14 protein-coding genes are annotated in these 13,262 nt (G+C 58.8%); 10 read left to right on the top strand and 4 right to left on the bottom strand.

Translation table 11 applies throughout. The features are described from left to right. Nucleotides 1-926, top strand: a 926-nt coding sequence (locus B2W52_RS09775; protein ID WP_286802779.1) for a substrate-binding domain-containing protein, incomplete at its 5' end; no start/stop codon positions are given. A 7-nt stretch (nucleotides 927-933) separates the two neighbouring features. On the opposite strand, the gene yihA is transcribed toward B2W52_RS09775, so the two are convergent. Then, nucleotides 934-1,557: a ribosome biogenesis GTP-binding protein YihA/YsxC gene (yihA, locus tag B2W52_RS09770; RefSeq protein WP_008173473.1), complete on the bottom strand. Its 624-nt coding sequence runs from the start codon at nucleotides 1,555-1,557 to the stop codon at nucleotides 934-936. A gap of 176 nt (nucleotides 1,558-1,733) precedes the next feature. Here yihA and B2W52_RS09765 point away from each other — a divergent pair, with 176 nt between their 5' ends. The 3 genes from B2W52_RS09765 to B2W52_RS09755 all read left to right on the top strand — a co-directional run bounded on the left by B2W52_RS09765 (nucleotide 1,734) and on the right by B2W52_RS09755 (nucleotide 4,041). Further along, a complete protein-coding gene (locus B2W52_RS09765) occupies nucleotides 1,734-2,342 on the top strand; it encodes a c-type cytochrome (RefSeq protein WP_053113173.1) in 609 nt (202 codons plus the stop codon). A 143-nt stretch (nucleotides 2,343-2,485) separates the two neighbouring features. Then, nucleotides 2,486-3,121 carry a thiol:disulfide interchange protein DsbA/DsbL gene (locus B2W52_RS09760; protein WP_008173469.1) on the top strand — a complete coding sequence of 212 codons (636 nt, stop codon included), beginning with the start codon at nucleotides 2,486-2,488 and terminating at the stop codon, nucleotides 3,119-3,121. Nucleotides 3,122-3,180: 59 nt separating this feature from the next. Continuing rightward, nucleotides 3,181-4,041 (top strand): endonuclease/exonuclease/phosphatase family protein, encoded by an 861-nt coding sequence (locus tag B2W52_RS09755; protein WP_286802774.1) that lies wholly within the window; start codon nucleotides 3,181-3,183, stop codon nucleotides 4,039-4,041. Between the two features lie 64 nt (nucleotides 4,042-4,105). Here B2W52_RS09755 and rpmG read toward each other — a convergent pair whose 3' ends face one another. From rpmG to radC, 3 genes are all read right to left on the bottom strand, one after another. Next, complete coding sequence (gene rpmG, locus B2W52_RS09750) at nucleotides 4,106-4,261, bottom strand: 50S ribosomal protein L33 (protein WP_008173465.1); 156 nt, start codon at nucleotides 4,259-4,261, stop codon at nucleotides 4,106-4,108. Between the two features lie 11 nt (nucleotides 4,262-4,272). Further along, the gene (gene rpmB / locus B2W52_RS09745) at nucleotides 4,273-4,509 is read right to left on the bottom strand and encodes a 50S ribosomal protein L28 (RefSeq protein ID WP_008173462.1); all 237 of its coding nucleotides are present in this window, start codon (nucleotides 4,507-4,509) and stop codon (nucleotides 4,273-4,275) included. Between the two features lie 228 nt (nucleotides 4,510-4,737). Next, on the bottom strand, nucleotides 4,738-5,412 hold the full coding sequence (gene radC / locus B2W52_RS09740; protein ID WP_008173460.1) for a RadC family protein: 675 nt from the start codon (nucleotides 5,410-5,412) through the stop codon (nucleotides 4,738-4,740). A 186-nt stretch (nucleotides 5,413-5,598) separates the two neighbouring features. Here radC and coaBC point away from each other — a divergent pair, with 186 nt between their 5' ends. The 6 genes from coaBC to argE form a co-directional block, all read left to right on the top strand. After that, nucleotides 5,599-6,798: a bifunctional phosphopantothenoylcysteine decarboxylase/phosphopantothenate--cysteine ligase CoaBC gene (gene coaBC / locus B2W52_RS09735; protein WP_053113171.1), complete on the top strand. Its 1,200-nt coding sequence runs from the start codon at nucleotides 5,599-5,601 to the stop codon at nucleotides 6,796-6,798. Nucleotides 6,799-6,839: 41 nt separating this feature from the next. Then, complete coding sequence (gene dut / locus B2W52_RS09730) at nucleotides 6,840-7,301, top strand: dUTP diphosphatase (RefSeq protein ID WP_008173456.1); 462 nt, start codon at nucleotides 6,840-6,842, stop codon at nucleotides 7,299-7,301. A 95-nt stretch (nucleotides 7,302-7,396) separates the two neighbouring features. Then, a complete protein-coding gene (locus tag B2W52_RS09725; protein WP_053113170.1) occupies nucleotides 7,397-10,039 on the top strand; it encodes a phosphomannomutase/phosphoglucomutase in 2,643 nt (880 codons plus the stop codon). 57 nt (nucleotides 10,040-10,096) lie between these two features. After that, nucleotides 10,097-10,993, top strand: coding sequence for an acetylglutamate kinase (gene argB, locus B2W52_RS09720; RefSeq protein WP_008173452.1), 897 nt, complete (start codon nucleotides 10,097-10,099; stop codon nucleotides 10,991-10,993). 24 nt (nucleotides 10,994-11,017) lie between these two features. Further along, complete coding sequence (locus tag B2W52_RS09715) at nucleotides 11,018-12,268, top strand: acetylornithine deacetylase (RefSeq protein ID WP_273068928.1); 1,251 nt, start codon at nucleotides 11,018-11,020, stop codon at nucleotides 12,266-12,268. Between the two features lie 26 nt (nucleotides 12,269-12,294). Then, a partial coding sequence (argE, locus tag B2W52_RS09710; RefSeq protein WP_286802768.1) for an acetylornithine deacetylase occupies nucleotides 12,295-13,262 on the top strand: 968 nt, incomplete at its 3' end.

Genomic DNA, 13,262 nt, shown 5'->3' with positions numbered 1-13,262 from the left:
GTTGCCTGCGGGGCGGCAATAATGTGTCTGAACACATGCGTGAGCGGATTTTCGCCGAGGCCGAGGCGCTGGGTTACATCCCGAACAGGGCGCCGGATCTGCTTTCCAAATCCACCAGCCACGCAATCGGTGTGCTGCTGCCATCGCTGACCAACCAGGTCTTCGCCGATGTCATCAAGGGGATCGAATCAGTCACTGAACCGGCGGGCTATCACCTGATGCTGGCCCACTACGGTTACAGCCGCGAGGTGGAAGAGCGCAGTCTGGCCTCGCTACTGTCCTACAACGTTGATGGCGTGATTCTGTCGGAAAGCCAGCACACCGACCGCACCCTGCGAATGCTGGGAACAGCAGGCGTGCCCACGGTGGAAATCATGGACACCCACACGACGCCCTTCGAGCAGGCGGTGGGTTTTGACAATGTGCGTGCGGCCTATGACATGGTGCGGGAGATGATTCGCCGTGGTCGCCGCCATGTTGTGTACCTGGCGGTTCGGCTGGATGCTCGCACGTTGCAACGACAGGAAGGTTACACCCGCGCCATGGAGGAGCAGGGGCTGATTCCCGTTACCCTGCGCAGTGAACAGCGCTCATCATTCAGTGTCGGCGCCACATTGCTGCAACGCATACTCATCGAAGCGCCGGACACTGACGCGATCTTCTGCACCAACGACGACGTGGCTATAGGCGCTTTTTTCGAGTGCCAGCGGCAGGGTATCGAGGTGCCGGGCCAGATGGCGATAGCAGGCTTTCACGGCCACAATGTTGGCCAGGTCATGGTGCCGACGCTGGCCAGCGTCATTACGCCACGTGAGCAGGTGGGCCAAAGGGCGGCTGAGGCCCTGATCGCTCGCCTGTCCGGCGCGGACATGGGCGAACAGGTGATTGACCTCGGTTACCGGATAGAATGCGGTGGCACCCTTTAATTCCTTGTTACTCCGCTTCCAGCCACTCGATCAAGGCCTCCCGGCATTCGTCCACGCCCCGTTTTGACGTTGCAGAGAACATGATCAGATGTTCGACGCAGGAATACGATTTCAGGTTCTTGGCAATGCCCAGCATGGCGGTCTTGGCCTGGCCGTATTTCAATTTGTCGGCTTTGGTGGCCAGAATCATCAGCGGCAGGTTGTTATGTTCGCACCATTCCACCATCATTTGGTCGAAATCGGTCAGTGGGTGGCGAATGTCCATCACCAGAACCAGGCCGCGTAAACAGCGCCGGTCATTCAGATAGTGGCCCAGGTGCTTTTGCCAATCGTCTTTCATGTCCCGGGATACTTTGGCATAGCCGTACCCGGGCAAATCGACCATTCGGCAATTCTCGCGGTTGAGAGAGAAGAAGTTGATCAGCCGTGTGCGTCCGGGGGTCTTACTGGTGCGGGCCAGCTTGCTGTTGGCGGTGATCGCATTAAGCGCACTGGACTTGCCGGCGTTGGAACGGCCGGCAAAGGCGACTTCAGCGCCGAAATCCGGCGGGCACTCATCCAGGCGGGAAGCGCTGATGAGGAATCGGGCGCTGTTAAAAGAAAGGCTTTTTTGAGTCAGATCAGAGTCCACAGCGGTTGGCTTTCCTTTGGATTTCAGTTGTCAGGGATTAATGTATAATGCTACACCAATTCCGGGCGGCGCGCTGTGCGCGACCGCTGTCAGCCCCGGTTTCGAGCCTGACTGGTCAGTGCCTGCCGGCTGCATAGCGAAGAATACCCTTAAAAGATGAGAGAAGCGGAGCGAGCATGAAAAAACTGATCGCAGGAGTAGTTCTCGGTGTTGGCCTCACAGCGATGGCGCACGGGGCGGGAGATCCTCAAGCAGGCGAACAGAACGCAGCGGTATGTGCTGGTTGTCACGGTCAAGGCGGTGCCAAGCCGGTGATGGGCGTATACCCGAAGTTGTCTGGCCTTGGTGAGAAGTACCTGTATCGCCAGTTGGTGTTGATCAAGGATAAAGAGCGGAATATCGCGGAAATGACCGGTATTCTGGATAACATGGACGATCAGGATTTGCAGGATCTGGCGGCTTATTTCAACTCCAAAGACATGGTTGTTGGCCAGGCCGATCCGGATCTGGTTGATCAGGGTGCTGCCCTGTACCGTGGCGGCAACATGGCAACGGGTGTCCCAGCTTGCGCCGGCTGCCATAGCCCTCAAGGTGTTGGCAACGAGCCGGCCGGCTACCCGGCGCTCGGTGGCCAGAACGCAGAGTACCTGGTCAAGCAGTTGCAAGCCTATCGCGATGGTGAGCGGGACAGCGGCGTGAACGCATCGATCATGATGGACGTGGCCTCTAAGCTGACCGATGCCGAGATCGAAGCGGTCTCCAGCTACATTTCCGGCCTGAACTAAGCCGCCGGTCTGCAGCTAGAAACCCCGCCTGGTGCGGGGTTTTTTGCTGCCTTTCTTTTCTGTAACTGCCGACCTGTGGAACTTTTCAGGTACGCTGGGTCATAATCCTCCCAAAACGATATTCAGATAACCGGAGATTTTTCATGTTTCGATCCTTCAGAACGGCTTTCCTGCTCCTGTTGGCGCTGTCTGTTTCTGGCCTGGCCAGTGCTGCAGAGTGGAAAGAAGGGACCCATTACAACCGGTTGGATAACCCGGTAAGAACCGAAAGCGATTCCGGTGTCGAGGTAGCGGAAGTCTTCTGGTATGGCTGCCCCCATTGTTACAACTTCAAACCTCTGATTGAGGAGTGGGCGGCCAGTGCTCCTGATTACGTCAATTACGTGAAGATCCCTGCGGCACTGGGCAGAAACTGGGAACCCCACGCCTACGCTTTTTATGCGCTTGAGGCCATGGGGGAGCTGGACAAGGTGCACGATGCCCTGTTCGAGGCGCTTGCCGGTGAGCGTCGACCGCTGAATACCCCTGAAGCCCTGGCCGACTTTGTTGCGGATTACGGTGTAGATCCGGATGAGTTTGTCAGCACTTACAAAAGCTTTGGCGTGAATGCCCGTATGCAGAAAGCTCAATCGAAAATCCGTGGCGCGCGGATTACCGGAACGCCGACTATGCTGGTTAATGGCAAGTACACTGTCAGTGCATCCATGGCCGGCAGCCATGAGGCCGTTCTCGACGTGGTGGACTACCTTGTCGCCAAAGAGCGTGGCGAGGTGGAATAACCCCCGTTACGGATTCCGGCCCCATTGCAAAGACCAGCCGGCCGGTTGAGGCCGCCACTATGTACAAGCATATCCGAAAGCAGTTGAATGGCATCCTGAGGCCGGCCGGCGGGCCCAGGGGTGCCTGCTCCGGGACCGAACATGTCCCCGAGTTCGAGCCGCAACGGCACATCCGCCTGCTCACCTTCAATATTCAGGTGGGAATCAACACCTCGTCCTACCGTCATTACCTCACACGAAGCTGGCAGCACATACTGCCTCACCGTAACCGTATCGAAAATCTGGATCGGATTGCCTCCCTGCTGCGCGGGTACGACGTGGTCGCTTTGCAGGAGTGCGATGGGGGCAGTCTGCGCAGCGGCTATATCAACCAGGTGCAATATCTGGCCGAAGCGGCCGGCATTCCCTACTGGTACCAGCAATTGAACCGGAATCTCGGTCAGATCGCCCAGCACAGCAATGGCCTGCTGAGCCGGTATCGGCCCCTTGACGTTACCGAACACAAGTTGCCGGGCCTGATTCCGGGCCGGGGCGCCATCATCGCCCGATACGGAACCGAGCATGATCCACTGGTGCTGGTGCTGATGCACCTTTCCCTTAGCAAGACGGCTCAGCAACGCCAGCTGGGTTACATCCGGGAGCTGATTGCCGACTACCGGCATGTGGTTCTGATGGGAGATATGAACGCCCATGCCGAACAGCTACTGACTCAGACGCCCCTCAGGGAAACCGATCTGGTGCCGCTACCGGATACCGCCCATAGCTTCCCCAGCTGGCGGCCGGAGAAAGCTTTGGATCATATCCTGGTAAGTCCTTCACTCGAGATCCGCCGGTCCGAGGTGGTGAGTTATCCGATGTCGGATCACCTGCCCATCGCCATGGATGTGGCGTTGCCGGAGGGCTACCTGGAGAAGTTCTGAATAGCATCAAGTCAAAAAAAAGCCCGGCGCATTGGCCGGGCTTTTTTGGATGCCGGATCAGGAATTACTTGATCTTGGCTTCCTTGTACGCAACGTGCTTGCGGACAACCGGATCGTACTTTTTGATCTCGATTTTTTCCGGAGTGTTACGCTTGTTCTTCTTGGTCGTGTAGAAGTGACCAGTACCTGCTGATGAAACCAGCTTGATTTTCTCGCGCATGATGCGGCTCCTTAAAATTTCTCGCCGCGGGCACGAAGATCGGCCAGCACAGCGTCAATGCCTTTTTTGTCGATGATGCGCATGCCCTTGGTGGATACGCGCAGCTTCACGAAACGCTTCTCGGACTCAACCCAGAAACGATGGTTCTGCAGATTCGGCAGAAAACGACGACGAGTGTGGTTCATCGCGTGGGAAACGTTGTTACCGGATACCGGACGCTTACCGGTAACCTGACAAACTCTGGACATACTTGCCTCCGACCTGAGCAATGGTCTCAATAATACGAATTCGTTTTTAATGCGTCTCTGGTTGCTAAGGAGCTATTACGCCCCCATTCGCGCCTCTAAACTGAACGCTGCTCGCCAGACGCCGCCAGAAAGGGACGCTTTTATACCAGAACTCACCCCCCAACGCAAAAAATTGTTGGGAATTTGGCCAGTTTTCCGGCATTGACGTGCACGGTTAACCATCGGGCTTTACAGCAGACCCCGTTCAGCGAGAGATACTACCTCACCATGGCCAACAACCATATGGTCAAGAACCCTGATATCCACCAGTCCGAGGGCCTCTTTCAAGCGGCGGGTGAGGGAAATGTCGGCCTGGCTCGGTTCGGCGACGCCCGACGGGTGGTTGTGAGCGAAAATCACCGCTGCTGCATTGTCCTCCAGAGCCTGTCGCACCACTTCCCGCGGATAGACGGCCGCGCCATCGATGGTGCCCCGGAACAACTCACGGTATTGAATAACGCGATGGCGATTGTCCAGAAACAGGCCTGCGAAAACCTCGTGCGGGTAGGTGCCGAGCCGACTGGTAAGAAAGCGGCGGGTATCTTCGGGAGAGCGCAGGGGATCACCCTGGCGCAATGGTTCATCCATGACCCGGCGCGCCATTTCCATGGCCGCCTGAACCTGGGCGTATTTGGCGGTTCCCAGACCTTTGACATCGCAGAACTGGCGACGGGAAGCCGTCAGCAACCCCCGAAGCCCGGAAAACTCCTCAATCAGGTGGCGAGCCAATGCCATGACCGGCATGCCGGTGGTGCCGGTGCGTAAAAACAGGGCGAGCAGTTCGGCGTCGGAGAGGGTTTGCGGTCCGTGGGCGAGCAGGCGTTCCCGTGGACGTTCGTCCGTGGGCCAGGCGGGGTCTGACATCGTGGCTTCCTTGCATTGGTTGTCTCCTGCCCTGGTGCTTCCTGCACCGCGACGGGCATCTCAGGGTTACAAAGGTTACTTTAAAAACTAACAATCGGTAAACGTATGCCGGGTCTGGCAGGCTGTCGCTGCGGCCTGAGCATGCTATCTTATAAGCCTTTCATTTTATGCGGAAACGGAGCCCCTATGGCCGCCAGACGAATCCTCCTGGGAGTAACCGGTGGTATCGCTGCCTATAAAAGTGCCGAGCTGGTTCGCCAGTTAAAGAAAGCGGGCCATGAGGTGAGGGTTGTTATGACCCGCGGGGCGGAAGCGTTCGTGGCACCACTGACCTTTCAGGCCCTCAGTGGCGAGCCCGTGAGGACGTCCTTGCTGGACCCTGAGGCGGAAGCTGGTATGGGGCATATTGAACTGGCCAAGTGGGCTGATCAGTTGGTCGTTGCGCCGGCGTCGGCCGATTTTATCGCCCGCCTTGCCCAGGGGATGGCCGACGATCTGTTAACCACCGTTTGTTGTGCAACCGAGGCGCCCATTGCCGTGGTGCCTGCGATGAATCAGGCAATGTGGAGCAATGGCCGTACCCAGAGAAATATCCGGCTGCTTGAAGAGGATCCCCAGATCGAATTATGGGGGCCGGCTCAGGGAGCGCAGGCCTGTGGTGATACCGGGCCAGGGAGAATGTTGGAGCCGGAGGACATTGTTGCGCTTGTCGATCACGGTCGCACAGGCGTGCTCGCTGGCAAGACGGTCGTGATTACTGCAGGCCCGACCCGAGAGCCTATCGACCCGGTGCGCTATATAAGCAATCACAGCTCCGGGAAAATGGGTTATGCCCTGGCCAGCGAGGCGCAGAAGGCAGGTGCCCGGGTGATTCTGGTCAGTGGTCCGGTAGCGCTTTCCGCGCCTAACGGTGTCGAGGTTCGTCCGGTGTTAACGGCCGAGGACATGTTGCAGGAAGCCTCAAACGCCGTGGATGAGGGCTGTGACCTGTTTATTGCGACAGCTGCGGTCGCCGATTACCGTCCGGAAACCTGTGCCGGAGACAAGATCAAGAAGTCCAGTGACGCCATGGCGCTCTCGCTGGTGCGCAATCCCGACACCCTGGCTACCATAGCCGGCCGCGACGATGCGCCTTTTAGCGTAGGTTTCGCGGCCGAAACCACCGATGTGGCGAGCTACGCCACCGACAAAATGCAACGCAAGAAACTGAACATGATCGTGGCCAACGATGTGTCTACGCCCGGGCTGGGCTTTAACAGCGACAACAATGCGGTGAGCGTATTCTGGCCGGGTGGCCAGACGTCGATCGGTCCCGACAGCAAAACGAACATTGCCCGACAGCTTGTGGCGATGATAGGTGAACATCTTGGTCAGGCCGCCCGCTGACTCAGCGAAGCGCACCTGCACTACAATCGACAGGACCCCTCATGAGCAGGAAAAATCTTCAGGTACGTATTCTGGATGATCGCATTGGCAGCCAGATTCCCTTTCCCGAGTATGCCACCGAAGGCTCCGCAGGCCTTGATCTTCGGGCCTGTCTGGACGAGCCGCTGACCCTCGAGCCGGGCGATACCCAACTGATCAGGACAGGGTTGTCGATCCACATTGCCGATCCATCGCTGGCGGCCATGATCCTGCCCCGAAGCGGGCTCGGCCACAAGCACGGTATAGTGCTTGGCAACCTGGTGGGCTTGATTGATTCGGATTACCAGGGCGAGTTAATGGTGTCCTGCTGGAACCGGGGGCGCACCAGCTTTACCGTGGATGTGGGGGAGCGTCTGGCACAGTTGGTGCTGGTACCCGTTGTGCAGGCTGATTTTGAGGTGGTTTCGGAATTCGACGCCAGCGCCCGCGGTGAAGGCGGCTTTGGCTCCACCGGCACAAGGTGACCGGGAAGCCGGCCACGCAGAACATTGTGCCGGCGTCTATACTTTGCGGATAACTGCTTGTCCAGGACGATAAAATTACAACTGCAGGATGGACTATGAAGCTGGGTAAAAAGAAAGATGCCGACGCGTCCGTTGATGAAAAGCCGGCGAAGAAGGCGGTGAAGAAGGAAAAAACCAGTTCTTCGGGACCCAAACTGAAGAGACTCAATTCCGTGGCGGTGAGCCAGTCGCTGGTCGTGGTCCTTGCGGGGGTGATTGCCGTTGCCTTGCTTCATTTTCTGGTGGTTCAGCCGTCTGCAAAGGAACGCTTCGAGTCATTGAAAGTTCTGGAAGCGGATGCCGCCGCCCTTCGACTGAACCAGTATTTTGACCAGGTCCAGAAAAGCGTCAATGGTCTGGCGACGCAGCCCCATGTCGTTCAGGCCCTGAGCAGCCGGAACGAGATTCCGGCGACCGAGGTGCAGCTGGCGGATTCACTGCCCGGCATCGAGGCGGTGCATCTGTTTCCCTACCGTGACATTCCACGCACCTCCAGCAGTGAGGGCCTGCTGGGCTTCTCCGGGCTTGAGCTGGCCCGGCGCGCTGAAACCGGCCAGCGACTGTTTCCCGACGCGTTTCCACGGGATAACCGGTGGTTTGTCCAGATGGCAGCCCCGGTTCGCAATCCGACCAGCAATGCGGTCATCGGCAGCCTGCTGATTATCTTCGACTCCGGCCAGATCCAGCCGTTGCTGCAAGTGGTCAACTCCAGCCTCGGTGGTCAGCTCGCGCTGGTGCAGACCGTGTCCGGTTCATCCCGCACCGTGGTCAGTAACGGCAGCGGCTCCGGAAACGCGGAATCCCGCCGGCTTTCCAATCCGGACTGGACCGTAGCCTACACCCCTGCAAAATCGTCCGCAGCGCCGGTTGATACGGTAATGATCGCGCTTCTGGTCGGCGTGCCCGCGTTGATCGCTGCCATCATCGTCTGGGTACTGCTGGGCGGGGCCCAGAAGGGCTTGCGTCAGGATGTGACGGCCCTGATCCAGTGGGCGCACAAGGTGTTCGGCGGAGAGCGGGTAAAGCTGCCGACCTTCCGTTGGGATATGGTCGCCTCAACCGGTGAGGTGCTCTACCGTTTGTCACAGGTGGTTGATAAACGGGTCGCCAAGGCTGTAGAAACCGCCAAACCCAGGCCGGCCGGTTCCGGAAAGTCTGGCGGTGGTGCCGCCAAGGGCGGCGATGAGCCTTTGTTCCAGGACAAGGACATGCCCGATATCGACATGCTTGATGGCGATGAGGACGTTCTGGGCTTCGGCAGCGGCGATGATACCGTCTTTGGTTCCGGCGACACTCCGGACGTGGAAGAGGTGGCCCTGCCTCAAGTGGAGCTTTCCCAGGATATTTTCCGGGCCTATGACATTCGGGGTATTGTCGGCGAAACCCTGACCGCCGAGGGCGTTGAAGTCATCGGTCGGGCCATCGGTTCGGAGGCCCGGGAGCGCGGTGTCGACAGCCTTTGCATTGGTTATGACGGCCGCCATTCCAGCCCGGATTTGGCCGATGCCCTGGCACGCGGTGTCATGGCAGCCGGGTGCAACGTTATTCACGTGGGTGCCGTGCCCACACCGGTCCTCTATTTTGCCACCCACGAACTCCAGACTGGCTCTGGCGTTATGGTGACCGGCAGTCACAACCCGGCCAACTATAACGGCCTGAAAATCATGTTGGGTGGCGAAACCCTTTCAGGTGAGGCCATCCAGAAACTGTATCAGCGCATCCAGACCGGAGATTTTGCCAGCGGTCGGGGCAGCCAGAGCACCGAGGATGTGCGCCGTGCTTACCTGGACAGGATTGTTGGCGATATTGCGGTAGCGGCACCGCTCAAGGTGGTCGTCGATGCCGGCAATGGCATTGCCGGGGAGCTGGCACCCATGCTGATCGAGGAGCTGGGCTGCGAAGTGATTCCGCTCTACTGCGAGGTGGACGGTGACTTCCCGAATCACCATCCCGACCCAGGTAAGCCAGCGAATCTGGCGGATCTGATTGCCCGGGTTGAATCGGAAGGGGCCGATATCGGTTTGGCCTTCGACGGCGATGGTGACCGTCTCGGTGTAGTAACCAATTCCGGCAAGATTATCTGGCCGGACCGGCTGATGATGCTGTTCGCCCGGGATGTGGTTTCACGTAATCCGGGGGCTGATGTCCTTTACGATGTGAAGTGCAGCCGCAGGCTGGCCGGGGTGATTTCAGAAGCCGGGGGCCGACCGATCATGTGGAAAACCGGTCATTCCCTGATGAAGGCAAAAATGAAAGAGACTGGCGCTTTGCTGGCCGGGGAAATGAGTGGTCATATTTTCTTTGGCGAGCGCTGGTACGGGTTTGATGACGGTCTGTATTCTGCGGCCCGCCTGCTGGAAATTCTGGGCATTGAGGATCGTCACAGCGATGAAGTTTTCGAGGATTTCCCGGATGACATCAGTACGCCAGAGCTGAATGTCGAAGTGACGGAAAGTTCCAAGTTCGACATTATCAAACGCCTCGGCGAGTCCGGGGATTTCGGTGACGGCAATATCAGCACCATCGACGGCATCCGGGTGGACTACGCCGACGGCTGGGGGCTGTGCCGGGCATCAAACACCACGCCGGTGCTGGTCTTACGCTTTGAAGCGGAGACCGACGAGGCGCTGGAGCGTATCAAGTCTGTGTTCCGTGACCAGCTGCAGAAGGCAGCGCCGGATCTGGTGGCGGATTTCTGATTCGCAGTCACCGAGTTTCACAGGCAAGTTTCAATACAGGATCAACAAGGCAAAAACATGGCGCTGGATCGTGAAACAGCAATGCAGGTAGCTTCGGTACTTAGCCGGGGCCTGCCTTATATTCAGAGATTTACCGGCAAGACCGTGGTCATCAAGTACGGCGGTAACGCCATGGAAAACGAAGACCTGAAGAGCAGTTTTGCCCGCGATGTGGTGCTGATGAAACTTGTAGGCATCAACCCGATCGTTGTCCATGGCGGTGGCCCGCAGATCGGCGAGCTGCTGGAGCGTTTGAACATCCAGTCCCGATTCGTCAACGGCATGCGGGTAACCGATTCCGAAACCATGGATGTGGTGGAGATGGTGCTTGGTGGTCAGGTGAACAAGGAAATCGTGTCCCTGATTAATTCTCACGGTGGCATGGCCGTTGGGCTCACGGGGAAAGACGCCAATCTGATACGAGCCCGCAAGCTGGAGGTGGTCGACCGCTCTCCCGAACTGGAACGCCCGGAGATTATCGACATCGGCCATGTGGGCGAGGTCGCCAGTGTCAACGTGGATGTGATTGAGATGCTTACCCGCAGCAACCTGATTCCCGTGATTGCACCGATTGGCGTGGGACCGGATGGCGCCTCCTACAACATCAATGCGGATCTGGTGGCGGGTAAGGTGGCCGAGGCCATGAAGGCCGAGAAGCTGATGCTGCTGACCAACGTCTCCGGTCTCAAGAGCAAGGAAGACAAGGTGCTTACCGGGCTAACGGCCAAGCAGGTCAATGATCTCATTGAGGACGGCACCATTCATGGTGGCATGCTCCCCAAGATCCGTTGTGCACTGAGTGCCGTCGAAAACGGCGTGCGCACGTCCCATATTATCGACGGCAGGGTCGCTCATGCGTGTCTGTTGGAGATCTTCACTGATGAGGGTGTCGGCACCCTGATTTCCCGTAACTGACGGCACCCGACAAGGAGTCTCCGGATGAAGCGCCTGCTTGCGACGCTGGTAATACTGGTTCTGGTCGGCTTTGCCGCATTCAAGGCGGGGGTCTGGTGGCTGGCGGATCAGCGCATGGCCGAGGCGAGACAGGCGCTGGAGCCCCACGGTGTTCTGCACAGGGGCAGCATCAGTTCCGGCGTCGAGGGCCGGTTGGTTCTCAACGACGCCAGCTGGCAGGATTTCGAGCTCACCCAGCCTCTGGACATGGCGAGGGTGGAGCTTGATACCGGCTCACCTGTCAGCTTGCTCTCTGTCCTGTTCGACCCGGCTGGCATGCCGGAACAATGGACCTTGCGACTCGACGGCCTTGGCCTGACCCTCGACCCGACAATGCTTCGTAACTGGGTTACTGCAGAAGGCGCCAACAGCGAGGGCGATCCGGCCTTGTTTGCGCTTTCCTGCGCGCCAGATCCGCGCCAACAGCTGGGTAGTGGTGACCTGATCCGCATGGGCATCACAGCACTCGCCGGGGATGGCTTTGTGCGACAGACTCCGGGCAATCTCCATGCTGAGTTGAATACCGTCAGCACCGGCAGTCTGGAGCTGGACTGGCGTGATGCCCGAATCCGGATCCAGGATGCCGAGCTGACCGTTTCCGGTGGCGCCGAGCCGATGACGCTGACCTTGCGTGATGGTGGCCTGATGCGTCGCATCGCCGCCTATTGCGCCCGCGAAGCCGGTATCGAAACCGGAGAATGGGCCGGGCGCGCAGTGCAGGCGCTGTCTGCCGGGCTTGAAGCCCGGGGCCTGGCCGCCAGTGACCAGCTGAAAGCGTTGTACCGGCAGTGGCTGCTGGAGGGCGGTGAGCTCACGGTAGATGTGCAGCCGGCCCAGCCTCTGCTCGGAGTGCCTGTAAGAACGGCTGAAAACGAGGGTGCGGGCATGAGCTGGCCAGTTCGTTACAACGGTGCAGGCGTGCCGGACGTCTATCTGGCCGAGGCTGAGCCGGTTGTTCAGGAAACACCAGAGGTGGCCGTCGAGCCGGTGGTGCCACGGGAGGATCCTGAGACCGAAACCTGGTATCCGGCGAGTCTTGAAGCCGCTGAACAATGGGTTGACCGGCAGGTCCGGGTAACGCTTTCCAACGAGAACGTGGTGGAAGGGCGTCTGGTGAGCGTCAGCGAACGCGAGCTGGAAGTGGCGCGGGTTATCGCTGGCGGTGAAGTTGCCTACCCGATGTTGATCCGGGCGATTACCAACTTTGAAGTCTGGCGGCGTGGCCGTGCACAATGATTCCAATGGGAATCTGAGAGGAAACTATGTCGCAGTCCGATAGCAAATCCGCAGTGGTGCCGGGCATTCGTGACATGCTTGCCCGCCTGATATCTCTGCCCTCAATCAGCAGCGCGTCGGCAAAATGGGATCATAGTAACGAGCCCGTGGTGCGAACCCTGGCAGAATGGCTGGAAGCCCTCGGGTTTTCCGTGGAAATCCTGGAAGTGCCAGGCATGCCCGGAAAATTCAACCTGATCGGAACCCTTGGCAGCGGCCCGGGCGGTCTTGTGTTGTCCGGCCATACCGATACGGTGCCCTTTGATGACAAACGCTGGCAGAGCGACCCCTTTACCCTGACCGAGCGGGACAATCGCTGGTACGGGCTGGGTACCTGCGACATGAAAGGCTTTTTCCCGCTGGCCATTGAAGCAGCCAGGGCCTTTGTGGACGAGGATCTCAAGCAGCCCCTGATTATACTGGCCACTGCCGACGAAGAGAGCTCCATGGACGGTGCCCGGGCCCTGGCAGAAGCTGGCAAGCCCAAGGCCCGCTACGCGGTCATCGGCGAGCCGACCAGCCTGAAACCGGTGCGCATGCACAAGGGCATCATGATGGAGCGCCTGAAATTCGAGGGCCAGTCCGGTCATTCCTCCAATCCGGCCCTCGGCCGCAACGCCATGGAAGGAATGCACGAAGCGCTTACCGAGTTGCTGGCACTCCGGTCAGGCTGGCAGGAAAAGTACCGGAACCCGAACTTCGAGGTACAGTTTCCAACCCTGAACCTTGGCTGCATCCACGGTGGTGACAATCCAAACCGTATCTGTGCCCAGTGCGAGCTGCACTTTGATCTGCGCCCGTTGCCGGGCATGAACATGGAAACCCTGCGCCAGACCATCCTGAGCAAGGTTCAGCCGATCGCGGACCGCCGGGAACTGTCCCTGGAATTCGAGCCGCTCTTTGACGGCGTGCCACCGTTCGAAACTCCGGCCGATGCCGCTCTGGTCAAAGCCTG

The sequence above is a fragment of the Marinobacter sp. UBA2498 genome (genome assembly GCF_002341575.1).
GTDB lineage: Bacteria > Pseudomonadota > Gammaproteobacteria > Pseudomonadales > Oleiphilaceae > Marinobacter > Marinobacter manganoxydans.
The sequence above is the reverse complement of the archived record's forward strand: the minus strand, read 5'-3'. Positions and strand labels throughout refer to the sequence as shown.

Bases quoted from the DNA above. Each gene is read 5' to 3' on its own strand.
- B2W52_RS09765 (WP_053113173.1), top strand. From the start codon at position 1,734: ATGAAAAAACTGATCGCAGGAGTAGTTCTCGGTGTTGGCCTCACAGCG.
- B2W52_RS09760 (WP_008173469.1), top strand. From the start codon at position 2,486: ATGTTTCGATCCTTCAGAACGGCTTTCCTGCTCCTGTTGGCGCTGTCT.
- B2W52_RS09755 (WP_286802774.1), top strand. From the start codon at position 3,181: ATGTACAAGCATATCCGAAAGCAGTTGAATGGCATCCTGAGGCCGGCC.
- rpmG (WP_008173465.1), bottom strand. From the start codon at position 4,261: ATGCGCGAGAAAATCAAGCTGGTTTCATCAGCAGGTACTGGTCACTTC.
- rpmB (WP_008173462.1), bottom strand. From the start codon at position 4,509: ATGTCCAGAGTTTGTCAGGTTACCGGTAAGCGTCCGGTATCCGGTAAC.
- radC (WP_008173460.1), bottom strand. From the start codon at position 5,412: ATGTCAGACCCCGCCTGGCCCACGGACGAACGTCCACGGGAACGCCTG.
- coaBC (WP_053113171.1), top strand. From the start codon at position 5,599: ATGGCCGCCAGACGAATCCTCCTGGGAGTAACCGGTGGTATCGCTGCC.
- dut (WP_008173456.1), top strand. From the start codon at position 6,840: ATGAGCAGGAAAAATCTTCAGGTACGTATTCTGGATGATCGCATTGGC.
- B2W52_RS09725 (WP_053113170.1), top strand. From the start codon at position 7,397: ATGAAGCTGGGTAAAAAGAAAGATGCCGACGCGTCCGTTGATGAAAAG.
- argB (WP_008173452.1), top strand. From the start codon at position 10,097: ATGGCGCTGGATCGTGAAACAGCAATGCAGGTAGCTTCGGTACTTAGC.
- B2W52_RS09715 (WP_273068928.1), top strand. From the start codon at position 11,018: ATGAAGCGCCTGCTTGCGACGCTGGTAATACTGGTTCTGGTCGGCTTT.